25 protein-coding genes are annotated in these 26371 nt (G+C 58.1%); 8 read left to right on the forward strand and 17 right to left on the reverse strand.

Features of this window, described 5'->3' with window-relative positions:
* Positions 1 to 7: 7 nt before the first annotated feature.
* From ACESQ2_RS25390 to ACESQ2_RS25435, 10 genes are all read right to left on the reverse strand, one after another.
* A complete protein-coding gene (locus tag ACESQ2_RS25390; RefSeq protein ID WP_046877842.1) occupies positions 8 to 970 on the reverse strand; it encodes an Rpn family recombination-promoting nuclease/putative transposase in 963 nt (320 codons plus the stop codon).
* A gap of 139 nt (positions 971 to 1109) precedes the next feature.
* Entirely contained in the window at positions 1110 to 2120 is a 1011-nt protein-coding gene (locus tag ACESQ2_RS25395; RefSeq protein WP_025106878.1) for an SIS domain-containing protein, read from the reverse strand.
* 17 nt (positions 2121 to 2137) lie between these two features.
* A complete protein-coding gene (locus tag ACESQ2_RS25400) occupies positions 2138 to 3199 on the reverse strand; it encodes an SIS domain-containing protein (protein ID WP_046877841.1) in 1062 nt (353 codons plus the stop codon).
* 12 nt (positions 3200 to 3211) lie between these two features.
* Complete coding sequence (locus tag ACESQ2_RS25405; protein WP_014227807.1) at positions 3212 to 4063, reverse strand: PTS system mannose/fructose/sorbose family transporter subunit IID; 852 nt, start codon at positions 4061 to 4063, stop codon at positions 3212 to 3214.
* Positions 4041 to 4820, reverse strand: a complete 780-nt coding sequence (locus tag ACESQ2_RS25410) for a PTS mannose/fructose/sorbose/N-acetylgalactosamine transporter subunit IIC (RefSeq protein ID WP_373171498.1) — start codon at positions 4818 to 4820, stop codon at positions 4041 to 4043. The genes ACESQ2_RS25405 and ACESQ2_RS25410 overlap by 23 nt, the downstream gene beginning before the upstream one ends.
* A gap of 18 nt (positions 4821 to 4838) precedes the next feature.
* Positions 4839 to 5309 carry a PTS sugar transporter subunit IIB gene (locus ACESQ2_RS25415; protein WP_373171500.1) on the reverse strand — a complete coding sequence of 157 codons (471 nt, stop codon included), beginning with the start codon at positions 5307 to 5309 and terminating at the stop codon, positions 4839 to 4841.
* A gap of 14 nt (positions 5310 to 5323) precedes the next feature.
* Positions 5324 to 5746, reverse strand: coding sequence for a PTS sugar transporter subunit IIA (locus ACESQ2_RS25420; protein ID WP_373171502.1), 423 nt, complete (start codon positions 5744 to 5746; stop codon positions 5324 to 5326).
* 99 nt (positions 5747 to 5845) lie between these two features.
* Positions 5846 to 8611 carry a sigma 54-interacting transcriptional regulator gene (locus ACESQ2_RS25425; protein WP_373171503.1) on the reverse strand — a complete coding sequence of 922 codons (2766 nt, stop codon included), beginning with the start codon at positions 8609 to 8611 and terminating at the stop codon, positions 5846 to 5848.
* Positions 8612 to 8955: 344 nt separating this feature from the next.
* Positions 8956 to 10401, reverse strand: coding sequence for a tagaturonate reductase (locus tag ACESQ2_RS25430; protein ID WP_373171504.1), 1446 nt, complete (start codon positions 10399 to 10401; stop codon positions 8956 to 8958).
* An 11-nt stretch (positions 10402 to 10412) separates the two neighbouring features.
* Positions 10413 to 11435 carry a zinc-binding alcohol dehydrogenase family protein gene (locus ACESQ2_RS25435; RefSeq protein ID WP_373171506.1) on the reverse strand — a complete coding sequence of 341 codons (1023 nt, stop codon included), beginning with the start codon at positions 11433 to 11435 and terminating at the stop codon, positions 10413 to 10415.
* 139 nt (positions 11436 to 11574) lie between these two features.
* On the opposite strand from ACESQ2_RS25435, the gene ACESQ2_RS25440 reads away from it, so the two are divergent.
* Both ACESQ2_RS25440 and ACESQ2_RS25445 read left to right on the forward strand, forming a co-directional pair.
* Positions 11575 to 12489 carry a GntR family transcriptional regulator gene (locus ACESQ2_RS25440; RefSeq protein ID WP_042944243.1) on the forward strand — a complete coding sequence of 305 codons (915 nt, stop codon included), beginning with the start codon at positions 11575 to 11577 and terminating at the stop codon, positions 12487 to 12489.
* A gap of 178 nt (positions 12490 to 12667) precedes the next feature.
* A complete protein-coding gene (locus ACESQ2_RS25445; RefSeq protein WP_014227799.1) occupies positions 12668 to 14029 on the forward strand; it encodes an MFS transporter in 1362 nt (453 codons plus the stop codon).
* A gap of 3 nt (positions 14030 to 14032) precedes the next feature.
* On the opposite strand, the gene ACESQ2_RS25450 is transcribed toward ACESQ2_RS25445, so the two are convergent.
* On the reverse strand, positions 14033 to 14869 hold the full coding sequence (locus ACESQ2_RS25450) for a GNAT family N-acetyltransferase (RefSeq protein WP_085520268.1): 837 nt from the start codon (positions 14867 to 14869) through the stop codon (positions 14033 to 14035).
* 32 nt (positions 14870 to 14901) lie between these two features.
* Between ACESQ2_RS25450 and ACESQ2_RS25455 the strand changes: the two genes are divergently transcribed.
* Together ACESQ2_RS25455 and ACESQ2_RS25460 are read left to right on the forward strand one after the other, a co-directional pair.
* Complete coding sequence (locus tag ACESQ2_RS25455) at positions 14902 to 15435, forward strand: GNAT family N-acetyltransferase (protein WP_029946908.1); 534 nt, start codon at positions 14902 to 14904, stop codon at positions 15433 to 15435.
* 70 nt (positions 15436 to 15505) lie between these two features.
* Complete coding sequence (locus ACESQ2_RS25460) at positions 15506 to 16369, forward strand: MurR/RpiR family transcriptional regulator (RefSeq protein WP_014227796.1); 864 nt, start codon at positions 15506 to 15508, stop codon at positions 16367 to 16369.
* Here ACESQ2_RS25460 and ACESQ2_RS25465 read toward each other — a convergent pair.
* From ACESQ2_RS25465 to ACESQ2_RS25485, 5 genes are all read right to left on the reverse strand, one after another.
* Positions 16366 to 16968, reverse strand: coding sequence for a 2-dehydro-3-deoxy-6-phosphogalactonate aldolase (locus tag ACESQ2_RS25465; RefSeq protein WP_373171508.1), 603 nt, complete (start codon positions 16966 to 16968; stop codon positions 16366 to 16368). The two genes, ACESQ2_RS25460 and ACESQ2_RS25465, sit on opposite strands and share 4 nt — an antisense overlap.
* The gene (locus ACESQ2_RS25470) at positions 16955 to 17827 is read right to left on the reverse strand and encodes a 2-dehydro-3-deoxygalactonokinase (RefSeq protein ID WP_373171510.1); all 873 of its coding nucleotides are present in this window, start codon (positions 17825 to 17827) and stop codon (positions 16955 to 16957) included. Before ACESQ2_RS25470 ends, ACESQ2_RS25465 begins: the two co-directional genes overlap by 14 nt.
* The gene (locus tag ACESQ2_RS25475) at positions 17824 to 19308 is read right to left on the reverse strand and encodes a sodium:solute symporter family protein (protein ID WP_049069988.1); all 1485 of its coding nucleotides are present in this window, start codon (positions 19306 to 19308) and stop codon (positions 17824 to 17826) included. Before ACESQ2_RS25475 ends, ACESQ2_RS25470 begins: the two co-directional genes overlap by 4 nt.
* A gap of 103 nt (positions 19309 to 19411) precedes the next feature.
* Positions 19412 to 19804 carry a RidA family protein gene (locus ACESQ2_RS25480; protein ID WP_038424036.1) on the reverse strand — a complete coding sequence of 131 codons (393 nt, stop codon included), beginning with the start codon at positions 19802 to 19804 and terminating at the stop codon, positions 19412 to 19414.
* 10 nt (positions 19805 to 19814) lie between these two features.
* Entirely contained in the window at positions 19815 to 21254 is a 1440-nt protein-coding gene (locus tag ACESQ2_RS25485; RefSeq protein ID WP_373171512.1) for an amidohydrolase family protein, read from the reverse strand.
* Positions 21255 to 21455: 201 nt separating this feature from the next.
* Here ACESQ2_RS25485 and ACESQ2_RS25490 point away from each other — a divergent pair, with 201 nt between their 5' ends.
* Positions 21456 to 22670: an amino acid deaminase gene (locus ACESQ2_RS25490; protein ID WP_373171514.1), complete on the forward strand. Its 1215-nt coding sequence runs from the start codon at positions 21456 to 21458 to the stop codon at positions 22668 to 22670.
* A 121-nt stretch (positions 22671 to 22791) separates the two neighbouring features.
* Here the strand turns inward: ACESQ2_RS25490 and hpaR are convergent, their stop codons facing one another.
* Positions 22792 to 23229, reverse strand: a complete 438-nt coding sequence (gene hpaR, locus ACESQ2_RS25495) for a homoprotocatechuate degradation operon regulator HpaR (RefSeq protein ID WP_014227790.1) — start codon at positions 23227 to 23229, stop codon at positions 22792 to 22794.
* A 285-nt stretch (positions 23230 to 23514) separates the two neighbouring features.
* Between hpaR and ACESQ2_RS25500 the strand changes: the two genes are divergently transcribed.
* Genes ACESQ2_RS25500 through hpaE form a run of 3 tightly spaced genes read left to right on the forward strand, consistent with a single transcriptional unit; the run spans position 23515 to position 26371 of the window.
* The gene (locus tag ACESQ2_RS25500; protein ID WP_148849622.1) at positions 23515 to 24147 is read left to right on the forward strand and encodes a fumarylacetoacetate hydrolase family protein; all 633 of its coding nucleotides are present in this window, start codon (positions 23515 to 23517) and stop codon (positions 24145 to 24147) included.
* Positions 24144 to 24908, forward strand: a complete 765-nt coding sequence (locus tag ACESQ2_RS25505; RefSeq protein WP_224385037.1) for a fumarylacetoacetate hydrolase family protein — start codon at positions 24144 to 24146, stop codon at positions 24906 to 24908. Before ACESQ2_RS25500 ends, ACESQ2_RS25505 begins: the two co-directional genes overlap by 4 nt.
* Positions 24905 to 26371 carry a 5-carboxymethyl-2-hydroxymuconate semialdehyde dehydrogenase gene (gene hpaE, locus ACESQ2_RS25510; RefSeq protein WP_004108546.1) on the forward strand — a complete coding sequence of 489 codons (1467 nt, stop codon included), beginning with the start codon at positions 24905 to 24907 and terminating at the stop codon, positions 26369 to 26371. Before ACESQ2_RS25505 ends, hpaE begins: the two co-directional genes overlap by 4 nt.

The raw sequence follows: 26371 nt of genomic DNA on the forward strand, positions 1-26371 counted from the left end.
GTAGAAATTAGCCATGCAGCGGCTTTAGCTCATCCGCCGACAGTCCGGTAATCCGCTGTACCGTCTCGGTATCTAAACCGTTCTGCAGCATACTGCCGGCAATGCGCAGCGCTTCCCGCCGGCTCCCTTCCTGCAGGCCTTCCAGGCGCCCTTCTTGCCGGCCTTCCTGTCGGCCTTCCTGTATCCCTTCCTGCCTTCCCTCTTGCCGACCTTCCTGCTTGAGCTTTTGAGCGATAGACATCAACCTCTCCTCATAGTGTGGCAGACGGCGGGCCAACCGGCGGAGAAACACGCTCGGATCGGCGCTGTTGCCGTACTGCAGCATATAATGAAACAGCACTCTTAACTGCCTGCGGTTAGTGTATCCCAGCATCACAAGGGTCGCCAACGACTCCGTAATCCCGCTGAGATCGCGCTGACGAATATGCTTTTGCATCAGCTCCAGCAGAGCGACCCGCCGGTGCTGAACGATTTCATCGTCCGGCATCACCGTTACGTCAACCAGCGGAAACGGGCAGGCGTACAGCGTCCTCGCCATCTGCGGGTCGGCAAATTCGTCCAGCCAGTTCAGGGAAAAGGGATAAGGACTGGTCGCGCCGTGATAAAAAAGCATCGGCACCACCAGCGGCAGCGTTTTGTGCCCGGCGTCGAGGTGCCGCTGCATCGCGGCAATCGCATAGCGCATCAGGCGAAAAGCCATATGGTTATCCGGCGAACTCTGGTGCTCTATCACCACATACACATATCCCAGGCCGCAGGGGGTTTGTACCGACCACAGTACGTCCGAGTACCAGGCGCGCAGATCTTCATCAATAAAGCTCGCCGGCTCCAGCCGTAGGGTAGAAAAATCACACCGCTGGCGGATCGCTTCCGGCAGATGCAGCGTGAGAAAATCATTCGCCGTCTCCGGGTGGCGAAGAAATCGCTTAAAGACCGCATCGTGCGGCGTCGAGGTCATCCGTTTTTTCATGGCCGTCCGCTTGCCTGAAAGAGAAGGAAAGCCGGACTCTACCATCGGTTTTTACTTCGTTGGTTTTGGCGATGATTTTATGGGAAGCGCCTCGGAGAATCGCGCAGCGGCCAGCCCGGCTGGCCGCCATCAGCAAAGCTTAGTAATCAAACTGACGATAATAACGGCGGATATTAAGGTCATGCCCGGTATGGTGTTCAAAATGGGCCGCCAGCCTGTCCACCAGCAGGGTGGAAACCACGCACGGCGCCATAATCCAGCGGAAAGCCTCATCAATGCCGTTCAGCGGATAGTCGCGCGGGTCAATCACCACCAGATGGTCGGTGATCTTCTCAGCGAAGCGTTCGACGCGCTCATCCAGCGCCCGGCATTTACCCTCGCCTTTGACCAGGAACAGCGGGACCTCTTTTTCCAGCAGCTCCAGGGTGCCGTGGAAAAACTCGGCTGAACTTACCGACTTGGTCCGCTTCCACTGCATCTCTTCGAGAATACACATTGAGAACAGATAGACCTCACCCCACATTTCCGCCCCGCCGATCCACATCATATAGTCGCAGCCGTGATACTGAGCGGCGATTTTATCCGCCTGCGGATCGAACTGGCGTTTGGCCTGCAGAAGATTTTCCGGCAGCAATTCCAGCTGGCGTGCAAAACGATCGTAATTCGCGAAATCACCGTGACGATAAATGACGCGGAAGAATAACCAGTAGAGCAGCATATATTCATATTCCACGCCGTTCTTGTGGCACATCGGAATATGCCAGCTCGCCGCCTCGGCTAATGGCGAATCGGCATTACGGGTAATGGCCACCACGCGAATCCCCTGCGCTTTGCACCATTCGGCAATGGCTACCGACTCTTTGGTATCGCCGGACTTGGATAACGTCACCACCACCGCATCTTTATTTAATTTTTTATGTCCGCGATGAATTAATTCCGCCGCCTGCTCAAGGTAAACCGGCACGCTGGTTAATTCTTTTGCAAACTCATTTATTGCCATCATCGGCGCCAAAGAACCGCCCACCGAGGCGAAAAATAAGGCGCTACAGCCGCTCTGATAAATATCATCGGCAACGGTTTCCGCCTGTTTGCGCGCAGCGATGATCTCGCGAGCACTGGTCAGGTACTCGTCCTGATTAAAACCCAACATAGTTTTCTCCTGAATAATCAGATTTTACTTTTTAAGACGCGATCAAAATCGTCAAAAATACGTTTAGCCAGATCGATGCCTTTCAGGCCGGCGGTATGCCAGGCCAGCATCTGGACGGGAACAATCAGCAGCAGCGGCGCCAGGTGATGTTCACACGGGCAGCTTAGCGCCAGCGTCTGCGCATCCTCTTCATCGCTCAGCGTCAGCGTAAAGGCGCGGGCAATGGACGGCGCCATATAGTCCCGCAGCGCCCGGCTCCGCGCATCAGGCGCATCTTCAATAAACAGCATCACATGGCGAGCATTGGCTTCCAGATAGGGGCCGTGCATATAGGCCTCAAGTTCAAAACCGCTGGAAGGCACGCGTACCGTTTCGGTAAATTTGGTTTCGAACTCCTTGGCGACGCCCACCAGCGCGCCATAGCCGGTGGCGACGAAGCGCTCGCCGCCCCGCAGCGCTTCGCCATGCCTGTCGATAAACCGCGAGGTGCGGTCAATGACATCCGGGATCGCCGCCGCCAGCCGCTGCAGTTCGGCAAGATAGCGCTGCTCCTCGGCCTCGCTGGCTTTCCCCTGGGCACGGGCAATCATCAGCGCTATCAGCAGCAAATTCAGCACCGTCGCGCTAAACCCGCGGGTGACAAACCCCACGCTCTCGATACCGGTATTGATATCCAGTATCCCGTCGCAGGCCCGGGCGATCGGGCTTTGCGGATCGGAGGTCAGCGCAAAAACCGGCAGGCTCAATGCCTGCACCTTACGCATCGCCGCCAGCGTCGAGGCGCTTTTACCGCTCTGCGAAATCGCCACCACCAGATCGGTATGCGGATCGACCGCCTCGTAGTGCGTAAAGTTGTACGGCTCTTTAATCTCAACCAGGACGCCGAAGCGCTGCTCAAAGAAATAGCGCGCGCACAGGGCGGCGTTCAGCGACGAGCCGGTCGCCAACAGCAGAATGCGGCGCACCGGGTGCTGGCGGGCAAAGGTCTCAATCGCCGCCAGCTTTTGCCGGTAGTCGCGCAGGATCTGCGTCAGACAGGCCGACTCTTCGCTGATATAGGTCATCATCGTTGGTACCATTTTCGACTCCCGTTAAAATAAACCTATCCACGACCCCAGAATGCCCACCAGCGCCATTCCGCCGATAATAGAAAGCGGTTTAACCTTGCGCCCCAGCAGCCAGTAAACGATGCCAAAACTCACCAGCGGCAGCATGCAGGGCAGGATGTCGTTGATAATGTCCTGCACCTGGGTTTTCGCCTCTCCGGCGCCGAATGAGAGGGGGATGGTGATATCAATCATTGAGGCGGTCATCGCCCCGACCACCATCAGGCCGATAATCGACGCGCCGTAGGTCAGGCTCTCCATCATTCCGCTCTTCTGGATCCGCTGCAGTACCCCGGTGCCCAGCACATAGCCCCAGCGGGTAAAGAACCAGCGCACCAGGATGTGCGGCACGTTGAACACCAGTAGAAACAGAATGGGACCGAGAATGTTGCCCTTTAGCGCCAGGCTGGTGCCGATGCCGGTAGCGATCAGGCGCAGCGTGCCCCAGAAAAAGGAGTCCCCCAGCCCGGCCAGTGGCCCCATCAGCGACGCTTTGACGTTATCAATCGCGTTGGCGTCCATGTTCTTCTGCTGGCTATTCTTCTCCTCCATCGCCGTGGTGATCCCCAGCAGCAGGGTGACGATATGCGGCGTGGTATTGAAGAACACCAGATGCCGTTTCAACGCCCCGGCCAGCTCCTCTTTGCGCGGATAGAGCTTTTTCAGCACCGGAATCAGCGCGTAAACAAAGGCGAGATTCATCTGCCGCTCATAGTTCCACGAAAACTCCATCTGGAAGGAGCGCCAGAATACCCGGCGTAGATCGCGCGGCGTGATACGGGCCTCTTCCTGCGCCTGCGGTTGCAGAGTTTCTTCAGAAATCATCTTCGTCGTCATCGCTGACTCCTTGTTCTGTCGTCGTACGAGGTGAGCTCAACGCGGTGACGTTAACCATGACCACCGCCACAATAGCGCCGAGAATAGCGATGCCGGTCACCGGGATTTTCAGGTAGGCCATCAGCACAAAGCCGAGGAAAAAGTACGGCGCGACTTTCTTATTAATCAGCAGCCTGGCGAGCATTGCGAAGCCGAGTGCCGGAATAATGCCGGTAGCGACGCTGAGCCCGTGTTTGATAAATTCCGGGATGGTATCGAGCAGGGATTTCACCGCATTGCTGCCGACCAGGAATGAGATAGTCACCACCGTGGCGAGCATCAGCGACAGCCCGAAGCCAGCAATCAAATGCATACGTTCAATGCCGCGGGTATCCGCCCGCTCCGCATAGCCGTCAGCCTTCTGGCTGAGCATCGGAATAAACATCCCCAGATAGACGTTTTTCAGGATCAGCGTCAGGGTGGCGATGGGCAGGCCAAGCAGCAGCGCCGTTTCCGTTCCCGCGCCAGAGGTAATGGCGAACGCCACGCCGAGAATACCGCCGGTTACTACATCAGGCGGAATCGATGCGCCGACCGAGAAAGAGCCAATAAAAGCCAGCTCAAGCGTCGCGCCCATGATGACGCCGGTTTGTACATCCCCCAGCACCAGCCCGGTCAGCAGCCCGGTCACGATAGGCCGCGAAATCAGCGACGTTCCTAATGCATATTCCGATTGCGCGATAAACGCCACCAGCCCCAGTAAGAGAGCCTCTACCATAATCTGTCCTCCGCGGAATTAAACGCATTGCGCAAAAAGCTGTTTGCGGTCGTTAGGGACCTGGCGAATCTCAACTTCGACGCCTTTCCCGACCAGTTGCTGCAGTTGCTCTATTTCTTCCGGGAGTAAATTAATCGCCTTAGAGATATTTTTACTGCCCTCTTTGGCTTTAATTCCGCCGAGATTAATACTTTTAATTTCCTCGACGGCGCTGGCAATCCGCCAGGCATCATTTACCGATTCCACGACGATAAACAGATTATATTTGTCGGTCACGCCGCTTTTTATCGATTCAATAGCGTCGTTAATATTTTTAATCACCAGTTTGACTGAAGGGGGTTTAGCGAGCTTAATCGTCGTTTTCCGTAGCTCATCATCTGGGACATTATCGTTGGCAATTAAAATGCAATCAGCGCCGACATACTGCGTCCAGGAAAAGGCAACCTGGCCGTGAAGTAATCGATGGTCAACCCTTAATAGCGTAATCATAGTGTTCCCTCATTTCAGAAGTCTTTATCAATAGTCATCGCACAGGCAATCGTCTGATTACAGTACTGAATGCTCTCTTTGGCGCTTGTTAATGCTTCAGAAATTAATTTATCGGTATTTTCTTCGCCTGCGGAAATAAGTAAATCAATAATCAGCGGCAGGTTTAAACCGGACAATAAATGAAAATTAGGGCGCGATAAAAAACGCACAAACTCATTATTGACGCTACCGGCGAAAATATCCGTAATGACAATCAGCTCATCCTGGGCGGGGAAACGCGCCAGCAGCGTCTCCACCTGCTGCGTCAGATCGGCCTCCTCTTCGACGTAGGCGCAGAGAGTATGAATATCCGGCTGCTTACCGAGGATCAGCTCCACGGAGTTCAGCAAACCGTTAGCAAAGGTGCCATGGCTGGCAAAAATATAGTGTCGTTTCATCCTTACCTCGAAAGCGCATTCCACTGCTTTCTTAATTGCAACCGGCGTGCCAGAAACAGTGGCGTGCCGGTTAGCGCAAGGACGAACCGATGACGAGTCTTAAAACTCTTGATCTTCCTGAATAAATTCTGTTTCTCGCGTCAGGATATCGTGAATGTAATACAGCTCAACGGCGGGGATTTTGACACTATATCCGTTCTCAATGACACTAAAGGCCTCGCGCAGAATAACCAGCTCGCTCTCCGGACACTGTTTGCCGGAATAATGGGATGGCGAAGCGTTACGGATCAGGCGTTCTATCAGACAGCTGATATGCACGTACAGCGCCACCTTGCGATCGTTAGGCACATCGCAGCCGGCCAGATGCTCATAGCGCAGTAAAAACTGCTCGACCTGATTGATCACTTTACCGGTATCGAGGATCGTCACCGACTCGATCACCCGGCGCAGCGAGAAATTTTTCAGGATCAGGTTATTGATCTCGCTGACCTGCTCAGCGGAGGCCAGTTCGCCGAAGATACGCATCAGCGGGCGGCTTCCTTCGCCGGAAATCAGCGAATCCAGCGAGATCCACGGCAGATCGGCGAGATGCGGATCGAGGGTGCCGACGATCGCCAGCACCTCATAGCGGCTGAGCATCGGCGCCCGCCGCGCGGGATCGGCGAGGGTTTCCACATCGCATGCCACAATATCGATGCCGAGCGTCTCAGGAATGCTGGCTTTTAACAGCGCCGACAGATTCGCCGCCGCCCCCAGACCGGTGGCGCAGGTTGTAAGAATCGCCCGCGGTTTGTCCGTTTGCGGGTAATAGAGCTGATGCTCTACCGCGAGGTCATTGCCTATCTCCCGGACGATATCTTCCAGCATATCGCCCTGCAAAACCCGCTCCCCGGCGTACATCGCCATCCCGGTCGAGACGTTATTAATAATCGCCATCGGCGTGGACAGCCGGCGGTTGAAGTGGCTGTGAATGGCGTTCAGCGATCCCATATCGACCAGGATGACCAGTCCGGAGGCCAGCGCGTGGCTCTCGATCCAGGCCATCACCTGATCGGCGATAGCCTCCGGCGTCACGTCGAGCGGCATATCGAATGACTCAAACAGCTGGCTTTTCAGCAACCGGTTCGCCACGTTGGCGATGCTGCTGGCGGTGGCGTAACCGTGGGCGAGGATAACTGCCCGGGTCACCTGCTGCTGACTGATAGCGCCGTTTTTCTGTAACCACAGCACCAGCAGCAGCAGGTCAATGCGTCGGGGTTCAATATCCAGCTTCAGCGCCAGCGCGGCGAGGATCTCTTCACAAAAGCGATACAGCAACGGGTATTTCTGCGCCAGGAAATCCTCCAGCTGGCGGCTTTTCTCATTGCTCATCGTCGACTGCGCCTGGCGAGAACGATGAATCAGGTAGTGGCTCAGGGCGTAGATACAGTTGCCGTTAAACTGAATATTGAAGCGCTTTTCAAGGCGATAAAACTCCTCCCGCACCTGATGGGTTATCAGCAGCAGCAGATGCGAGCTGTTGGCATCATGATTATCGAAAATCAGCCGATCGAAGAGGGTTTCCATCTCCTCGCCCATGCTTTTTTGCGCCTCTTCCCAGACCGTTTTTTTACTCAGCACCGCCTCATACAGCGCGAGAACGCGGCACTGAGCATCATAGATCAGCCCCTGAACCGGGTCGCGCGCGCGCAGCAGCCAGACCAGGCTGGTCTGCGGTTCAATAAGCAGCGGCTCCTGCTGGCCCATCGGTTCGCTAAGCGCCGGCGTCGCGGCCATGATATTTTCCGGCAGATCGTGCAGCGTGACGTTTAGCCTCTCGCTGCCCGGAGACCTGGCCCACGCCGACGCGACGGCGTACTTGACGACATTCTTCAGCTCACCGACGTTGCCGCGATAAACGTAGTGCGTCAGCACCTGTAAAAGCCGGGGCGTCAGCTGCAGCCGGGCGGCGAGCGTGCGGGCCTCCTGCCAGAAAAACTGCAGCGTTAACGCTTCTTTCTCGCCGCGGCTGCGGTTTTGTAAATCAGGCAGGCTAATGAGGATCGGGATACGACGAATAAAGGTGGTCAGAAACGTGCTGTGAATATCTTCGGTGGTGGCAAACACCAGCCGCAGCGAAATCGGCATCCCCTGCGCCGTCTCTCCCACCCGATAGATCTCTTTGCGGTCCAGCCAGGTGAAGAGCTTCTCCTGGCCCTGCGCATCGAGGCGGTGGACTTCATCGAGAAACAGCACGCCGCCGTTTGCCGCCTCAAACGCCCCGGCTTTATCGCCCTGCGCGCCGGTAAACGCGCCTTTGACGTAGCCAAACAGGTTGGCGGCCAGCAGCTCCGGGTTGCTGGCGTACTGGGCGCAGTTGAGGCAGACAAAGGGCGCATCGGGCGCCAGCAGTCCCTGGGCGATAGCAAACTCGTGCATCAGCTCCGCCATATAGCTTTTGCCGGTTCCGCTGTCGCCGACGATCAGCAGCGGCAGGCCACCGTTGGGATAAAACAGCGCGGTTTTCATCTGTTCGATAGGCTTGCGCAGGCTACCGTCATGGCCGGTAAGCAATGAAAAATGATCCGCCTGTTCCGGCTGCCGGTCGCTCTCCGCGAGCAGCTCCGCCATACTGGCGTACTCGCTGCGGGAAAGGGGGAAAAACTGCTGGCAGAAGGCGGCCTTATGCAGGAAATAGACCGGACGGGTATTAATCTTCACCAGCACATCCTGGGCCACCAGCTGATTCAGATAGTGGCTGGCGGTGTTTCTTTGCATCGCAAAACGCCGGGCCAGGTAGCCGGCGGTGAAGACCTCGCTCAGGTTATCCGGATCAAAAAAATCGGTCTGATTTTGCAGAAAAGCCAACAGTTCCGTTTTACGCATCGCATCCCCCATCAATGCCATCATAGGTACTTAGAGCCTCTTCCAGTAGGCGTTATTGGCGCAGGCAGTTTGAACACGGCCAGCGCGGAAGAACCGGAGCGTACACGTAGTACGTGAGGATTATTCGCTACGCTCCCCCTCCAGGCCGCCCTGAGGGCGTTCAAAACTCTGCGAGTTTTGTCTGAGCACTGCCCAGGTTCAAAATGGCAAGCAAAATAGCCCTAATGGGATAGGCTCTTATGATGCGGGAAATCCACCAACCATTGGCGCTTAATTTATTTTTTGCGGTTCAGAGCACAAAAAAAAACGACGCCCAAATCCGCGGGCGCCGCACAACAAACCGATTACAGCCGCGACAGGGCCTCCCGCATCCCCGCGCTCAAAATGACTTCCAGATACCGCGTGACCTGTTCGGCAAGCCCCGGTATTGCCGTCAGATCTTCACCCCAGTGCCCGGTATCCTGCAGGACTTCGGTGACCAGTTCATGCAGCGGGCGGCCTTGCGCCACCTGCGCCCATCCTGCGGCAAAACGGCTTAGCCAGACGTCATCATCCTGCAGCGGATACGCCTGCCCGTCGCGCTGCCCGCGATAGAAGGCGATGAGCGCCGCCAGGGCGAACGTTAGCCGCGGCGGGATTGCGCCGTGCTGGCGGATATGCGTCAGCAGCTGCGGCAGGATCCGGGTGCGAAATTTGGTCATGCCGTTCAGGGCGATAGAGAGCAACTGATGGCGAATCCAGGGATTAAGAAAGCGCCCGGTCACGGCATCGGCAAACTGCCTCAGCTCATCGGCCGGTAAATCCAGCGCCGGAATAATCTCCTCGTCGATAGTTTGCTGCACATAATGGCGAATGGTTTCGTCCTGCATCGCTTCGCCAACGGTATCGACGCCGCACAGCCACGCCACCGGCACCAGCGCGGTGTGCGCGCCGTTAAGAATGGCGACTTTGCGCTCTTTATAGGGCCGGATATCCTCTACGAGACGGATATTGAGCGGGTAACGTTCGAGCCGCAGCGTCTTCGCCAGCGCCTGCGGCCCCTGGATAACGAACAGCCAGAAGTATTCGGCGGTATCCAGGAAAGCATCATGGTAGCCCAGCTCCGCTTCGAGCTTTTCCGCTTCCTCGCGCGGGTAGCCGGTGACGATGCGATCAACCAGCGTTGAACAAAACGTATTGGCGGTCTCAACCCAGTCGCGAAAAGCCGCGGGCAATTGCCACTCTTCGGCATAGCGCAGCACCAGCGCCTTCAGCGCTTCGCCGTTGTAGTCGATCAGCTCACACGGAATCATCGTCCATCCCTTATCCGCTGCGCCGTTGAAATGGCGGAACCGTTCGAACAGCAGCTGGGTCAGCTTCGCCGGAAAGCTGACCGGCGGCTTATCGTCAGGCCGGTCTCCGGCGTGATAGCTGATGCCCGCTTCGGTGGTATTTGAAAATACGAACGCGATCGCCGGATTACGAGCCAGCGCCAGATAGCCGGCAAAATCCTGCCACGGGTTGATCTCGTTATTCACCGATCGAATAATCCGCGCCTCGCTCACCGCCTCGCCGCGTTCGTCCAGCCCGCGGATCGCCGTGGTGTAGAGTCCGTCCTGGATATTAAGCGACGGCGGAAACTCGGTATTGATCGGGCGAATGATGGTCACGCCTGCCGCCAGATCGGTTTGCTCATTCAGCAGGTCCAGCTGCCAGTCGATAAACGCCCGCAGGAAGTTGCCTTCGCCGAACTGAATCACGCGCGTCGGGTACCGCGGCCCGGGAAAATCTTTTCTGTTTAACGATTTCATAGCCTTACCTGCTAAAAATGAATGACACCTTTGATAAGCTGGCGATTGTTAATCACATCGCTTTCGTAAATCTCAGCCAGCGACCTGAAATCGTAGCGGTGGGTCAGCATCATCCCGGCGGTCACTTTCCCCTCGGCCATCAGCCGCCCGACTTTGGCAAAATCCTCTTCCGTCGCATTACGGCTGCCCATCATGGTCGTCTCTTTCTTATGAAACTCCGGGTCCGGGATCTGCAGCTCACCTTTAAACAGGCCAACAAAGATGATGCTGCCGCCGTGGCGGATTAAATTCACCGTATTGTTCATCGCCTGCTGATTCCCCGTGGCGTCGATCACCTTCTGCGCCAGCGAACCACCAAACGCGGCACACAGCTGTTCGGTGAACTGCGGGTCGGAAGGGTCGAGCGTGGCCAGACCAAGGTGCTGCGCCACGTGGTCGCGCCGCGCCGGGCTGGTATCCGCCACCACCACCTGCGCCCCGTCGGCTTTGGCGATCGCCGCCGCCCCGAGACCAATGGGGCCCGCGCCGACCACCAGCACCTGCTCTCCCGGCTGGATAGCGGCGCGACGCACCGCATGTGCGCTGATAGCAAAAGGCTCAATCAGCGCCGCGGCTTCCGGCTCGACGTCATCCACCACCAGCAGATTTTTTACCGGCACGCAGAGGTACTCGCTAAACCCGCCGTCCCGATGTACGCCGATCACGGAAATTTTCTCGCAGCAGTTTGTCCGGCCGCTCAGGCAGGCCGGACACTGACCGCAGGCGACGTAGGGTATGACGGCAACCTGCTGTCCGCTTTTCAGATTAAGAATATTTTTACCCAGACCGATAATCTCACCGCATATTTCATGACCGAGCACGCGCGGATAGCTAAAAAAAGGTTGATTCCCTCCCCAGGCATGAATATCCGTACCACAAATCCCCACCGTTTTTATTTTAATAAGCACTTCATCATCGCCGGGAATGGGAATCTGGCGTTTTTCCCAGCGCAATATTTTGGGTTCCTGACACACTAATGTATTCATCGACGTCATAATAATTTCCTCCGTATTTGTTGGTTTAGATATCGATGAAAAACAGAGGTGAGAATAAATTCATTGCAAAAATTGTGAAATCTCGCGCACAAAACTGTTTTAAATCCGGCTTTAATAGCTAAAAAAATGGAGATGCATAATGAGCCGCTCGCAAAACCTTCGTCACAACGTCATTAACCAGGTCATTAACGATATGGCGCGCGGCTTTCTTCCGTCGCCGCTGCCCTCACAAAGCGCACTGGCGGAGATGTACAACATCAGCCGCACCACCGTGCGCCATATCCTCAGCCACCTGTGCGAGCGCGGCGTGCTGCGCCAGAGCGGTCAGGACTACCAGATCCTTCGCCAGCCGGAGATGCAGGACGGCTTCGATGGCTCCAGCGCCTCGCTGGCCGAGCAGAACCGTCTCTTCGAGCAGGCATTTTACACCATGATTAACCAGCGCCAGCTGCGCGCCGGAGAGATATTTTCCGAGCTACAGCTGGCGCGTGCTGCCGGCGTCAGCCCGGTCGTGGTCAGGGAGTTTTTGTTGAAATTCAGCCGCTACAACCTGATTGAAAGCGAAAAGCGCGGCCAGTGGAATATGAAGAAGTTTGAGCAATCCTGGGCCGAGCAGCTGTTCGAACTGCGGGAAATGCTGGAAACCCACGCCCTACAGCACTTCCTCAACCTCCCGGACAACGACGCCCGCTGGCTGCAGGCGAAAACCCTGCTTGAACGCCATCGCGCCCTGCGTGACAGCATCGGCGACAGCTTTCGTATGTTTTCCCAGCTCGATCGCGACTTTCATTCTCTGCTCCTGTCCGCGGCTGAGAATATATTTTTTAATCAATCACTTGAGATTATTTCCGTGATTTTTCACTTTCACTATCAGTGGGATGAGAGCGACCTTAAACAGCGCAATATCATCGCCATTGATGAACATATGACTATCCTGAGCGCGCTTATCTGCCGCAGCGATCTGGACGCCAACCTGGCGCTGCGTAACCACCTGAACTCGGCGAAGCAATCAATGATTAACTCGCTCAGGCAGAGCGAATCCCAGGCTTATTAAGTACCGATTAAAAACAGAAAATGATAATCAGCAGCACAGATCTCAAAATATAAACCAGCGCCAGAAAAAAGGTTATTTATGCTGAAAACAAGTCGACTTACTTTACTGTGAAATAGGTGGGTGGGTTTAAACCATTCGATGTCACTTGTCGTTCAAATAGAATAACCAGGAGTCAGGCGTGGAATCACGAAATATCACTATCGACCCGCAGACAACCTTTGATAAAGGAAAGGCGGAGACGATGACTGTTCCGTTAGATAATACGTTAACGCGTAGCACTCGCATTAAAAAAATTCAGACAACGGCAATGATCCTGTTATTTCTGGCGGCGGTGATTAATTACCTCGACAGAAGTTCATTGTCCGTCGCGAACTTAACGATTCGCGAGGATCTGGGGCTCAGCGCCACCGAAATCGGGGCGCTGCTGTCCGTTTTCTCGCTGGCCTACGGCATCGCCCAGCTCCCCTGCGGGCCGCTGCTGGACCGTAAAGGTCCGCGCATCATGCTGGGGCTGGGGATGTTTTTCTGGTCGCTGTTTCAGGCGGTCTCGGGGATGGTGCACAGCTTTACCCAGTTCGTGCTGGTGCGTATTGGCATGGGGATCGGCGAAGCGCCGATGAACCCCTGCGGCGTCAAGGTGATCAACGACTGGTTTAATATCAAAGAGCGCGGCCGCCCGATGGGCTTCTTTAACGCCGCCTCGACGATTGGCGTCGCGATCAGCCCGCCGATCCTTGCCGCCATGATGCTGATGATGGGCTGGCGCGGGATGTTTATCACCATCGGCGTGCTGGGGATCTTCGTCGCTATCGGCTGGTATATGCTATATCGCAACCGGGAAGATATCTCTCTCACCGCCGACGAGCAGGCCTACCTTAACGCCGGAAGCGTCAACGTTCGCCGCGACCCGCTGAGCTTTGCCGAATGGCGCAGCCTGTTTAAAAACAAAACCATGTGGGGAATGATGCTGGGCTTCAGCGGCATCAACTATACCGCGTGGCTGTATCTGGCCTGGCTGCCGGGTTACCTGCAAACGGCGTATAGCCTCGATCTGAAAAGTACCGGTTTTATGGCCGCCATTCCTTTCCTGTTCGGCGCCGCCGGTATGCTTATCAACGGCTACGTCACCGACTGGCTGGTTAAAGGCGGCATGGCGCCGATCAAAAGCCGTAAAATTTGCATTATTGCCGGGATGTTCTGCTCCGCCGCGTTTACGTTAATTGTGCCGCAGGCCACTACCTCTATCGCCGCGGTGCTGTTAATCGGTATGGCGCTGTTCTGCATCCACTTTGCCGGCACCTCCTGCTGGGGGTTGATTCATGTCGCGGTGGCCTCGAGAATGACCGCATCCGTCGGCAGCATCCAGAACTTCGCCAGCTTTATCTGCGCCTCCTTCGCGCCGGTGGTGACCGGGTTTATCGTCGATACCACCCACTCATTCCAGCTGGCGCTGATTATCTGCGGCTGCGTGACCGCCCTCGGCGCGCTGGCCTATATTTTCCTGGTTCGTCAGCCGATTAGCGACCCGCGTAACGGCTGAATCTCAACGCCCTGCTGGCGGCGGGGCGCTCAACGTTGCGCTCATTTCATACTGTTTTAATGCCATGGGCGTATAGCCGGCGGCGTGAAACAGCGGCGTAAAGCGCTCCGGGATGGTCACCGAGGTCCCGAGCCCCGGAAAGCGTTGGGCGAGCGCCATCAGCATTTCCCGCCCCAGCCCGCGCCCGCGGGCGGCGGGATCGACCCATAAAAACTGCAGCTGCGGCCTGCTGGATAAGGTCGCCAGCACGGCGAAAGCCTGCTGATGGAGGCTCAGCGCCCGGCACGGCAGGGTGCTGAAGGTGAGCGGGTCCATCAGCCACGGCAGCTGGCCGTTAATCTCGGCGCCTGCCCTGCGCGTCAGCGCCAGCACGTCAACATCCTCTAATATGGAGGGCCCGTCACTTCCGGCCTGCGCGCTTAAATAGCCGCACAGCCCGTGCCGCACCTCGAAGCCCAGCGATTGATACAGCGCCACCGCGGCGTGGTTGTCGCGGATAACCTCCAGCCACATCCGCCGTACGCCCTGCTCGCGCAGCGCGTCGATAAGCGGCGACATCAGCCGGCGGCCAACGCCCTTTCCGCGATACGCAGGCCGCACCGCGAACGCCGCCAGCCGGGCTTCATCGCCGCGGCGGGCGACGACCGCCATCGCCGCGGGGACATCTCCATCCAGCCAGACGCAGGAATCCAGCAGGCTCAGCCCTTCGGCGCTAAAACGCTGGACAAAAACCTCTACCGATAGCGTGACGGGAACCAGGTAATCTTCGAAACAGTCGCAGAGGATCGTCGTCAGCTGCGCGACGCTGAACTGGGTGGCGGAAACGGCGGTAAGCTCCATACATTTCTCCCGGAGGCTGCTATGCTGAGGTGATGAAAACTAACACTATAACCGCCGCCGCGACGTTACGCCTGACTGAGGAGCGAGACATCCCTCTTCTGCCCGCCATTGAGCGCTCGGCGGCCCAGGCTTTTCGCCAGATCCCGGCGCTGGCCTGGCTGGCGGAAAGCGAAGTGATAAGCCCCGAGCGCCACCGGCTGTTTCTTGAAACTGACCACAGCCTGCTGGCCGTGGCCGATGACCAACCGATAGGCTTCCTGCTGAGCGAACCGCTGGATGATGCGCTGTTTATCGTGGAGATCGCCGTTCATCAGGCGTGGCAGGGGCGAGGCGTTGGCCGCATGATGCTGGAGCAGGTCATTGAGACAGCCCGCCAGGCGGCGTATCCGGCGGTCACGCTCACCACCTTCCGCGACGTGCCGTGGAACGCGCCGTTTTACACGCGCCTGGGGTTTTCAATGTTAAGCGAGCTAAGGCTACCGGCGGGACTGGCGGCGAAAAGGGAGCTGGAAACGGAACACGGTCTGCCGCCGGAAACGCGCTGCGCCATGCGCTTAGCGCTGTAGCCTCTGGCGCTGATTTCAGCGGCGGAATATGGTACAAAGTACCATTCAAAACTTACCCGTTGATACCCGTATGTCCTGGTCAATCGATATCATTTCCTGCATTACCGATCGCTTTGTGGAACTCACGGCGACCGAAAAACGCATCGCGCAGTTTATTCTCGATGATGTCGCGGCGGCGGCGGAGCTGCCCATCGCGGAGATGGCGCGCCTGACCCACACCAGCCAGGCCTCGGTCACCCGCTTTGCCCGGGCGCTCGGCTGCAAAGACGTCCGCGAGCTGAAGATGAAGCTCGCGCAATCCCTGGCAGTCGGGCAGCGATTTATCCTCGATGTTCCGGATCTTGAGGGCGTGCAGGGGATCTACGAGTCGATCATCGGCGTGCTGGAGACCAACCGCCGGGCGCTGGATATTGAGGCGCTTAAGCGCGCGGTGAGCTGGCTGAGCGACGCGCGGCAGATCCTGGCCCTCGGGATGGGCGGCGGCTCCACCATCTGCGCCCAGGAGATCCAGTACCGTCTGTTTCGCCTCGGTCTGCCGGTGGTCAGCCAGAACGACGGCCTGCTGGTGCGCATGATGAGCTCGGCGGTGACGCCAAAGGATGTGGTTATCGTGCTGTCGCTGGGCGGCTATACCCAGGAAATTATTGAGAGCGCGGCGATTGCCAGGCAGTACGGCGCAAAGGTCATTGCCATCACCCCCGCCGGAACGCCGCTGGCGGAGCAGGCGGATCTGGTGCTGCCGCTGCTGGTGCGCGAAAACGACTATATCTTCAAGCCCAGCACTTCACGCTATGCGATGCTGGCGATGGTTGACGTGCTGGCCACCGAACTGGCGATGGCCAACAAAACCCAGGCAAAGGGCAGGCTGCGCCGGATTAAGCTGGCGCTCGACAGCCATCGCGGCGGCGTCGACAGGCAGCCGCTGGGCGATTAACCGCAGCGGGCGGCGGCGATAAACCTCTCCGCCTGCTGACGGGTACGCTCCACGGCCTGCCCGGCGCGATACAGATCGCTTCCCAGACCGGCGCCGGCGCATCCCGCCTCGACCCAGCTCGCCAGATTCTCCGGCGTCACGCCGCCGACCGCCAGCACCGGCACCTCCGGCGGCAGCACCGCTTTCAGCGCCCGAATATAGTCCGGGCCGAAGGAGGAAGACGGGAAAATCTTCAGCCACTGCGCCCCGGCGTCCAGCGCGCTGAACGCCTCGGTCGCGGTAGCGCACCCGGCGCAGACCCGCATTCCGCGCGCCACCGCCCGGCGGATGGTCGCCGGCTGAGTATTCGGCGTCACGATAAGCTTCGCCCCGGCATCGGCCAGAAAATCGACCTGCTCTACCTTAAGCACCGTTCCCGCGCCAATCACCGCCTGCTCGCCAAAGCGCGCGGCCATCTGCGGAATACTCTGCTGCCAGTCCGGTGAGTTGAGCGGAATTTCGATATAGCGAAATCCAGCATTTATCAGCGTCTCAATATGCTCCGCCGCCTCAGCGGGGCGAATACCGCGTAAAATCGCTACCAGTTTAATCTTGTCCATGCATTATCCTCGCCATGCCGCCCAGCAGCGCCTCATCGCCGCTGCAGCTGTTAACCGTCATTCCGCGCGCCCCCATCGCCCGGCTGTAGCGGGCATTCAGCGCCGGGTCGCCAACCAGCGTGACGCCAGAGGTACGGTAACGCTGCCCGAGGGTCGCCACCTCCGCGCCAATCAGCAGCCCGGAGAGATAGTCGCTGACCGAGGTTACCGCCAGCGCCCCGAGTACCCGGGCGGCTCTGGCAACAAACAGTTCGCTAATCAGCGACGGCTGCGCCAGCCCTTTTTCCAGCCCCTGTTCAAACGCCGCCTCGTCCGCCTGCTGGGCCGGCAGCCCTTTGCCGATAAGCGATTGCGTCATCAGCAGATGGTGCAGTTCGCCAGTCATCGCCGTGGTAAAATGACGCACCATGCCGTCCGTCACCTGTACCCATTTGCAGTGGGTGCCCGGCAGCACGTAGCACTCCGCCGGCGCCAGCTCCATAGCCCCCAGCAGCTGCGTCTCTTCGCCGCGCATCACGTTGAACTCCCCGCCCTGGGCAATCTTGAGCCCGGGAATAATCCACACGCCTTCAGCCACGGCGCATCGCTGCTGCCCCGGCGCGTCGATCGCCGCCGGGCAGGCCACATACGGCACCGCTTGCCAGCCCGCATCGCTGCCGATCATCCCTGCCATCAGCACCGGCAGCGCCTCCGCGCCGCGCCAGAGGGCCAAATGCTCCGCGAATACGTCGGCAGGCGCTCGTCCGTTCAGGCGGGTGATACCCAGTGGCAGCTGCTTTGTTTCGACGCACTGGCCATTGCGAATCAGCCAGCCGCGCAGCTGGGTAGAGCCCCAGTCGACGGCAATATAGTCCTTCATTGTGCTTCTCCTGAGACCTGCACCGTCGTTTTCGCCGGCATCGCCTGCCCTTCCCGCTCCTGCGTGATCATTTCCAGCGCCTGCTCACGGCTGACTTTGCTGGCTGGCGTCAAGAGGGTGACAAAAATCGCGAAAACAAAGCTGCCGACGACCGACGGAATGCACGGGTTCCCCCAGTAAGCCAGCCAGTCGGCTTTCATCAAAACCACAAGAGAAACCAGCATGCCGCTCAGCAGCGCGGTAAACGCGCCCTGCCAGTTGAAGCGCAGCCAGAAGCGGCCGAGAATCGAACAGACGAACAGCCCGGACATCAGCATGGAGATCATTTTGGTGATATAGCTGATGATATCGTTCGAGGTCAGGGCGAAGATCATCGCCAGGCCGATAACGAACGCCAGCATCCAGCGGGAGAGCGTTATTGCTTTATCCGCCGGGGGCATTTTCCCGGTGATGAGGGTATAAACATCACGCATCATGATGGCCACGGCGGCTATCGCATCGGAGCTGGCCGAGGACATGGTGGCCGAAAGCCCGGCAATCAGCACCACCAGCCCGAGGATGGCCGGTAAGAAGCTGGTGGCGAACAGGAAGGCGTAATTACTGTTCTCGAGATTGGGGTTCATGGTCCATGCCGCCATGCCGATAATCGCCGGCAGCACCGAGAAAAACAGATACAGCACGCCGGTATAGACAAACGAGCGGCGCACCGAAGAGACATCTTTCCCCGAGTAAATACGCTGGCGATAGGAAGGGGTCGCCAGCACGCCGACGCCGATGACCATCGCCAGCGATAGCGCCGGAATGGCCCCCAGTTTATCGACCGCAAACAGGCTCATCGCCCTGGGATCCATCGCCTGGACGATGGCATCCCATCCGCCGACGTGAACCACCGCCAGAATCGCCATCAGGATAAAGCCGAAAAAGAGAATTAATGCCTGAATGGTATCCGTCCATACCACCGCAGAATAACCGCCGATGATAACGTAAATCGCAAAGGCCAGGGCAATAATAATTTTAGCCACCGTCAGATTTATCCCCGTCGCCCAGGATAAATACATGCTGCCGCCAAGAATATGCGCCCCCAGCCAGCCAATCGAGGCAACAAATATCATTATGCCAACGATATTTTTAATTAAATGGCTGCCGCCCGTATAATAAGATAGCTCTTCGCTCATGGTCATAAAGCGCAGTTTACGCACCGGGGCAAACAGCCAGGCCACCAGCAAAATACCGATGGCTCCGCCCACGCCGTAGAGCATTCCGGCCCAGCCGTTGCTGTAGCCGAAGCCTACGGCGCCCATGCTTGAACCGGTCCCCACCATGGTCGCCACGGTGGAGCCCAGCGTCAGGAACAGCGGTAAGGAACGGCCGCCGAGTAAAAAATCTTCACCGCTTTTTTGATTACGCGACACGTACCAGCCAAGCCAAATCATGGCCAGCGCGTAAATAATAAAGCCGACTAAAAAGATATGACTATTCATTATTCACATCCTGCCAGTTGAGTATGTAAAAGGTAAAAGGCTACGAAGCGCTGAATGAATTCAGCGCTCAAAAATCCTGTTTATATTTCTGGTTAATAAATTTTTATACGCGAGTCGCGTTATAACAGGTCACATCTACTTCGACTTTACAATCCACCACCAGGTCCGCGACGCAGCAGATACGGGCAGGCGGGTTGTCGCCAAAGAACTCGCGGAACACTTTATTGAAAGACTGGAAATAGCGCGCATCGGTGAGGATCACCTTGACATGCACCACGTCGGCCAGGGTGTAGCCCGCTTCGGTCATGATATCCACGCAGTTCTGAATCGCCAGACGCGCCTGGTCGACAATCCCGCCTTCCACCACTTCACCATCCTTCATCGGCGTCTGGCCGGAAACGTACAGCCAGCCCCCCGCCTCCACCGCGCGCGCGAACGGCAGATGCTGCCCGCCGGTGCCGGTACCGCCTTCTACGCCATAACGTTTAATACTCATTTTGCACTCCTTAGTTCATTTGGCGGCGCAGGAAACGCCCCGCGCGCCCGATAATCTTTTTGTCGCTGCCGTAGCTCATCACGCCGTTGACCATCACCGCCTCGATCCCCTCCGCCGGTTGTTTCGGGTCGGAGAAGCTGGCGACATCGCGCACCGTCTGCGGATCGAACAGCACCAGATCGGCAAAATAGCCCACTTTCACCAGCCCACGCTCTGCCAGCTGGAAACGCGCCGCCGACAGACCGGTCATTTTGTGGATAGCGGTGGTCAGCGGAAACAGCCGTTCATCTCGGCAGTAGTGGCCCAGGACCCGCGGGAACGCGCCCCATAGCCGCGGGTGCGGCATCGGGTCGTTCGGCAGACCGTCTGAGCCGATCATGGTCACCGGATAACGCAGTACCCGCCGCACGTCCTGCTCGTCCATGTTGTAGTAGATGGCACCTGCGGGCATCAGCCGCGCCGCCGCCTCGTGCAGGCTAACCTGCCAGCCGTCAGCAATCTGCTGCAGGGTTTTTCCGGCCTGCTCGGGCTGCGCCTCCGACCAGGTAATGACGATATCGAACTCATCGGTGACCTGCTTCATATCCAGCGTCGACGAGCTGGCAGAATAGGGGTAGCAGTCGCAGGCGATCTCCTGGCGCTGGCGCATCTCATCGAAGAAAGCCAGCGTCTCCTTCGTGCGACCCCAGTTTTTCGCGCCGGCGCACTTATGGTGCGATACCACCACCGGTACGTTACCGTGGCGGCCAATGCGGAACGCCTCGTCGAGCGCATCCAGAATCGGTTCGAACTCCGAACGCAGGTGGGTGGTATAAATTCCCCCTTCTGCCGCCAGCTCCTCGGCCAGCGCCATCACTTCTTCAGTGGTGGACTGAAACGCGCTGGCGTAGGCCAGCCCGCTGCTCAGCCCCAGCGCCCCCTGACGCAGCGCGTCGCGCAGCTGCACCCGCATTCCGGCAATCTCGGTTTCCGTCGCCGGGCGGAACAGATCGTCCATATGGTTATTACGCAGCGCGGTATGGCCAATCAGCGTGCCGACGTTCAATGACGGCTTCGCCGCCTCCACCGCCTGGGCGTAAGCGTCAACGGTGGGGTAAACAAAGTGCTCCTGCTCGCCCAGCAGGTTCATCGGGTCAGGCACGCCGTCGCGCAGGGTCGCCGTCGCCGCGCTGATCCCGCAGTTGCCGACAATCACCGTCGTCACCCCCTGGCTCAGCTTGGGCAAATAGGCCGGCATACGAATGACGTTGATGTCGTCATGGGTATGCACATCGATAAACCCGGGCGCCAGCACGCGCCCCTGCCCGTCAATCACCTGCTCCGCCGGCAGGTTCAGCGCCGGGGCCATATCTACAATCCGATCGCCCTTCACCGCCACGTCGCCGCGAAACTGCGGTCCGCCGCTGCCGTCAATGACCGTGACGTTTTTGAAAAGCCAGTTAACTTTCATCGCAATGACTCCCTTTCAACTCTGTCGACAAGTTAACCATTTACAAGGCGGAAAAACAGTGGAAAACTACGCAAAAACCAGATCAAATTGTGATACTTTTATTCACAAAAAATAAAAATCACATATTAAATTTATATTTTTCAATTAATTAAAATTGATACTCAGCTTTATTCCGAGCATAAACCCTAAAAGGATAGTGTTATGAAATACCACTCCGATACGCTTATTCCGCACAAAGCCGCCGTGATGGCCGCTCCGGCAAATCTGCTGGCGGAGGAGGTCTGCCTCCCCGCCGCGCTGCTGAAAAAAACGGCGCTGGAAAATAACATCGCCTGGATGCAGCGCTACGCCGACGCGCGCGGCGTCTCGCTGGCGCCGCACGGTAAAACAACGATGACGCCGTGGATTTTTCAGGCCCAGCAGCGGGCGGGCGCATGGGGAATCGGCGTGGGCAGCGCCTGGCAGGCCAGCGCGGCGATGGCCAGCGGCGTTGAGCGCGTTCTGATGGTCAATCAGCTGGTCGGCAGGGCGAATATGCAGGCGGTATCGCGCCTGAAAGCGCATTACCGGGCGGCGGAGTTTATCTGCTGCATCGATAGCCTCGCCAACGCCCGCGCGCTGTCGGCCTTTTTCAGCGAACGGCGGCAAACGCTGGACGTGCTGATTGAGCTGGGCGTGGCCGGCGGGCGCTGCGGCTGCCGCAGCGTTGAGGATGCACAGGTTCTGGCGGAGGCCGTCGCGGACCTTCCGGGCCTTAAGCTGCGCGGACTTGAGCTGTATGAAGGGGTGTTGCACGGCGACGATCCGCAGCCGCAGGTGGAGGCTCTGCTGCGCCAGGCCGCCGATTTGGCCTGCCGGATGGAACATCTGGTTGAGGGGGAGTTTGTGCTGACCGGCGCCGGTACCGTCTGGTATGACGTGGTGTGCAATATCTGGCTGGCGGCGAAGAAACCGGCGCGGTGCCGGATCGTTATCCGCCCCGGCTGCTATATCACCCACGATCGGGGGATCTACGATATCGCGCAGAAAGCGCTGGTGGCGCGCGATCCGATCGCCTGCGATCTGGGCGGTGATTTAACCTCGGCGCTGGAACTGATGGCGATGGTCCAGTCGGTGCCGGAAGCGGATCGCGCGGTGGTCAACTTCGGCAAACGCGACTGCGCCTTCGACGCCGGACTGCCGCAGCCGATCGCTCGCTATCGCAACGGCGAGCAGATCTCCGCGGCGGGGATCGAGAGCGTGGGGATCATGGATCAGCACTGTATGCTGCGCCTCGCGCCAGGCAGCGACGTGCAGGTCGGCGATATTCTGGTGTTCGGCACCTCGCATCCGTGCCTGACGTTTGATAAATGGAAAACCCTACTGCTGGTGGACGAGCAGTATAACGTGCTGGAAGAGCTCGATACCCTGTTCTGAGTGGCAGGGAACTCCCCGGATGGCGGCTGGCGCCTTATCCGGGCTACGGGATGGCACCGGCCCGTAGCCCCGGTAAGCACAGTGCGACCGGGGGAATATTTCTAGCTTCACGGAAGGAAAATTACGCTTCTTCCTCTCCACCCACCCCATTCCCCAGGGCGATAAACTCCTCCAGCAGCGCGGTAAGCTGACGCATTTTTTCGACGGTAAATTGGGCTTCTATCTGGCGATAGGCTTCTTCGACCTGGGCCTGGGCGCTTTCATACAGCTTCAGGCCCGCAGGCGTCAGCGAAACGTACAGCTTGCGCTGATCGTTAACCGGTTTTAAACGCAGCACCAGGCCGTCGCGCTCCATGCGGGTCAGAATACCGGTCAGGCTCGGACGTAAAATACAGGCGCGAAAGGCCAGATCGTGAAAATCCATCGACGGATTTTCGGCGAGGATGCGCACGATACGCCACTGCTGCTCGGTCAGATTGTGGCGTTTAACGATGGGCCGAAAGTGGGCCATCGCCGCTTCCCGCGCCTGCAGCAGCGCGATAGTTAACGAATCATGCATCACATACCTCTGATATAAATCCCCAATCTGTTAATAAGTTAATAATTAGCGCTAATTCCTTCTGAAGGCAACCGGTTTCTGCCTCTGAAAAGTACCAGAAGGTACAAGAAAATTAATTATCTAATTGATTAACAACAAATAAAAAATATAACTGTAAATTTATTGTTAATCCGATCACAAAACATTCACTTCTGTTTGCCAAACCTTTCCGCAAAGCATAAAAGATGATCATTAACATATTAATGAATTAACTAGCTTCCTAATTCCGTAGCAGAGGAGTGGTCAATGAAAGGTACCATCTTCGCCGTGGCGCTTAACCACCGCAGCCAGCTCGACGCCTGGCGCGAAGCGTTCCAGCAGGCCCCGTATAAAACCCCGCCGAAGACCGCGGTCTGGTTTATCAAACCGCGCAACACCGTTATCGGCGACGGCGAGAGCATTCCCTACCCGCAAGGCGAAACCGTGCAGAGCGGCGCCACCGTGGCGCTAATCGTCGGTAAAACCGCACGCAAAATCGCCGCGGAAGACGCCGCGGCTTATATTGCCGGGTACGCGCTGGCGAACGACGTCAGCCTGCCGGAAGAGAGCTTCTATCGTCCGGCCATCAAAGCCAAATGCCGCGACGGCTTCTGCCCGCTTGGCGCGCTCGCGCCGCTCAGCAACGTCGATAACCTGACCATCATCACCGAAATCAACGGTCGCGAGGCGGACAGCTGGAATACCGTCGATCTCCAGCGCTCCGCCGCCGAGCTGCTGAGCGCCCTGAGCGAATTCGCCACCCTCAATCCCGGCGATGCGATTCTGATCGGTACGCCCCACTCCCGCGTTACGCTGCGCCCCGGCGATCGCGTACGCATTCTCGCCGAGGGCTTCCCGGCGCTGGAAAACCCGGTGATTGATGAAGGAGAGCTGGCATGAGGCAAGCACGTATTGAGTGGCAGGGACAGCGGCACGATGTCCCGGTGAATGAACGCGGTCAGGTCCAGCTCGCCAACGGCAGGTTACTTCAGGAAGGCGAGTTTCGCTGGCTGCCGCCCGCCGACGGCACCCTGTTCGCGCTGGGCCTGAACTACGCCGATCACGCCAGCGAGCTGGCGTTTACGCCGCCAACCGAACCGCTGGTGTTTATCAAAGCGCCCAACACCTTTATCGGCCATAGGCAAGAGTCGGTGCGCCCGGATAACGTCGAGTACATGCACTACGAGGCTGAACTGGTGGTGGTGATCGGCAAAACCGCGCGTAAGGTCGCCGAAGCCGACGCCATGGAGTACGTAGCCGGGTACACCGTCTGCAACGACTACGCCATCCGCGACTACCTGGAAAACTACTATCGTCCCAACCTGCGGGTCAAAAGCCGCGACACCCTGACGCCGATAGGCCCGTGGATCGTCAGCAAAGAGGCGATCCCCGATCCGCACAACCTGGCGCTGTGCACCTGGGTCAACGGCGAACTGCGCCAGCAGGGCACCACCGCCGATCTGATCTTCAGCATTCCGTTCCTGATCGCTTACCTCAGCGAATTTATGACCCTGCAGCCGGGCGACATGATCGCCACCGGCACGCCGAAGGGGCTGTCGGACGTGGTGCCGGGCGATGAAGTGATCGTCGAAGTGGAAGGCGTCGGCCGCCTGGTCAACCACATCATTAGCCAGCAGGCATATGAGGAGAAGCTGTCATGAAAAAAATTAACCACTGGATCAACGGCAAAAACGTCGCCGCCGCGGAATATTTCCATACCACTAACCCGGCCACCGGCGAAGTGCTGGCGGAAGTCGCCTCCGGCGGCGCCGACGAGGTGAATCAGGCGGTGGCGGCGGCGAAAGAGGCGTTTCCGAAATGGGCCAATCTACCGATGAAAGAGCGCGCGCGTCTGATGCGCCGGCTGGGAGATCTGATCGACCAGAACGTCCCCGAGATCGCCGCCATGGAGACCGCCGATACCGGCCTGCCGATCCACCAGACCAAAAACGTGCTGATCCCGCGCGCCTCGCACAACTTCGAATTCTTCGCCGAAGTGTGCCAGCAGATGAACGGCAAGACCTACCCGGTTGACGACAAGATGCTCAACTACACCCTCGTGCAGCCGGTCGGCGTCTGCGCGCTGGTGTCGCCGTGGAACGTGCCGTTTATGACCGCCACCTGGAAAGTGGCGCCGTGCCTGGCGCTGGGGAATACCGCGGTGCTGAAGATGTCCGAACTGTCGCCGCTAACCGCCGACCGTCTTGGCGAGCTGGCGCTGGAAGCGGGCATTCCAGCGGGGGTGCTGAACGTGGTTCAGGGCTATGGCGCGACGGCGGGCGATGCGCTGGTACGCCACCATGACGTACGCGCGGTATCGTTTACCGGCGGTACCGCCACCGGGCGCAACATCATGAAAAACGCCGGGCTGAAAAAGTACTCCATGGAGCTGGGCGGCAAATCGCCGGTGTTGATTTTCGAAGACGCCGATATTGAGCGCGCTCTCGACGCCGCGCTGTTCACCATTTTCTCGATCAACGGCGAACGCTGCACCGCCGGCTCGCGCATCTTCATTCAGCAGAGCATCTACCCCGAGTTCGTTAAACGCTTTGCCGAACGCGCGAATCGCCTGCGCGTCGGCGACCCTACCGACCCGAACACTCAGGTGGGCGCGCTGATTAGCCAGCAGCACTGGGAGAAAGTCTCCGGCTATATCCGCCTCGGCATTGAAGAAGGAGCGACCCTGCTGGCCGGCGGCGCGGATAAGCCCGCCGATCTGCCCGCCCATCTGAGAAACGGCAACTTCCTGCGGCCAACGGTGCTGGCGGACGTCGATAACCGCATGCGCGTGGCGCAGGAAGAGATTTTTGGCCCGGTAGCCTGTCTGCTGCCGTTTAAAGACGAGGCGGAAGGTCTGCGCCTGGCCAACGACGTGGAGTACGGCCTCGCCTCTTATATCTGGACCCAGGACGTCAGCAAAGTGCTGCGCCTGGCGCGCGGCATCGAAGCCGGAATGGTGTTCGTCAACACCCAGAACGTCCGCGACCTGCGTCAGCCGTTCGGCGGCGTGAAGGCCTCCGGTACCGGCCGCGAAGGCGGCGAATACAGCTTTGAAGTGTTCGCTGAAATGAAAAACGTCTGCATCTCGATGGGCGACCATCCGATCCCAAAATGGGGAGTCTGA

The organism is Klebsiella sp. Q11 (assembly GCF_964241505.1).
Taxonomy (GTDB): domain Bacteria; phylum Pseudomonadota; class Gammaproteobacteria; order Enterobacterales; family Enterobacteriaceae; genus Klebsiella; species Klebsiella michiganensis.

Excerpts from the sequence above, each read along its gene's own strand:
- ACESQ2_RS25500 (WP_148849622.1), top strand. The coding sequence starts at position 23,515 with ATGAAAGGTACCATCTTCGCCGTGGCGCTTAACCACCGCAGCCAGCTC.
- hpaE (WP_004108546.1), top strand. The coding sequence starts at position 24,905 with ATGAAAAAAATTAACCACTGGATCAACGGCAAAAACGTCGCCGCCGCG.
- ACESQ2_RS25505 (WP_224385037.1), top strand. The coding sequence starts at position 24,144 with ATGAGGCAAGCACGTATTGAGTGGCAGGGACAGCGGCACGATGTCCCG.
- ACESQ2_RS25410 (WP_373171498.1), bottom strand. The coding sequence starts at position 4,820 with ATGGTAGAGGCTCTCTTACTGGGGCTGGTGGCGTTTATCGCGCAATCG.
- ACESQ2_RS25415 (WP_373171500.1), bottom strand. The coding sequence starts at position 5,309 with ATGATTACGCTATTAAGGGTTGACCATCGATTACTTCACGGCCAGGTT.
- ACESQ2_RS25465 (WP_373171508.1), bottom strand. The coding sequence starts at position 16,968 with ATGGACAAGATTAAACTGGTAGCGATTTTACGCGGTATTCGCCCCGCT.
- ACESQ2_RS25480 (WP_038424036.1), bottom strand. The coding sequence starts at position 19,804 with ATGAGTATTAAACGTTATGGCGTAGAAGGCGGTACCGGCACCGGCGGG.
- ACESQ2_RS25390 (WP_046877842.1), bottom strand. The coding sequence starts at position 970 with ATGAAAAAACGGATGACCTCGACGCCGCACGATGCGGTCTTTAAGCGA.
- ACESQ2_RS25395 (WP_025106878.1), bottom strand. The coding sequence starts at position 2,120 with ATGTTGGGTTTTAATCAGGACGAGTACCTGACCAGTGCTCGCGAGATC.
- ACESQ2_RS25425 (WP_373171503.1), bottom strand. The coding sequence starts at position 8,611 with ATGCGTAAAACGGAACTGTTGGCTTTTCTGCAAAATCAGACCGATTTT.
- ACESQ2_RS25475 (WP_049069988.1), bottom strand. The coding sequence starts at position 19,308 with ATGAATAGTCATATCTTTTTAGTCGGCTTTATTATTTACGCGCTGGCC.
- ACESQ2_RS25490 (WP_373171514.1), top strand. The coding sequence starts at position 21,456 with ATGAAATACCACTCCGATACGCTTATTCCGCACAAAGCCGCCGTGATG.
- ACESQ2_RS25470 (WP_373171510.1), bottom strand. The coding sequence starts at position 17,827 with ATGAAGGACTATATTGCCGTCGACTGGGGCTCTACCCAGCTGCGCGGC.
- ACESQ2_RS25420 (WP_373171502.1), bottom strand. The coding sequence starts at position 5,746 with ATGAAACGACACTATATTTTTGCCAGCCATGGCACCTTTGCTAACGGT.
- ACESQ2_RS25455 (WP_029946908.1), top strand. The coding sequence starts at position 14,902 with ATGAAAACTAACACTATAACCGCCGCCGCGACGTTACGCCTGACTGAG.
- ACESQ2_RS25460 (WP_014227796.1), top strand. The coding sequence starts at position 15,506 with ATGTCCTGGTCAATCGATATCATTTCCTGCATTACCGATCGCTTTGTG.
- ACESQ2_RS25485 (WP_373171512.1), bottom strand. The coding sequence starts at position 21,254 with ATGAAAGTTAACTGGCTTTTCAAAAACGTCACGGTCATTGACGGCAGC.
- ACESQ2_RS25440 (WP_042944243.1), top strand. The coding sequence starts at position 11,575 with ATGAGCCGCTCGCAAAACCTTCGTCACAACGTCATTAACCAGGTCATT.
- ACESQ2_RS25405 (WP_014227807.1), bottom strand. The coding sequence starts at position 4,063 with ATGACGACGAAGATGATTTCTGAAGAAACTCTGCAACCGCAGGCGCAG.
- ACESQ2_RS25430 (WP_373171504.1), bottom strand. The coding sequence starts at position 10,401 with ATGAAATCGTTAAACAGAAAAGATTTTCCCGGGCCGCGGTACCCGACG.
- ACESQ2_RS25400 (WP_046877841.1), bottom strand. The coding sequence starts at position 3,199 with ATGGTACCAACGATGATGACCTATATCAGCGAAGAGTCGGCCTGTCTG.
- ACESQ2_RS25450 (WP_085520268.1), bottom strand. The coding sequence starts at position 14,869 with ATGGAGCTTACCGCCGTTTCCGCCACCCAGTTCAGCGTCGCGCAGCTG.
- ACESQ2_RS25435 (WP_373171506.1), bottom strand. The coding sequence starts at position 11,435 with ATGACGTCGATGAATACATTAGTGTGTCAGGAACCCAAAATATTGCGC.
- hpaR (WP_014227790.1), bottom strand. The coding sequence starts at position 23,229 with ATGCATGATTCGTTAACTATCGCGCTGCTGCAGGCGCGGGAAGCGGCG.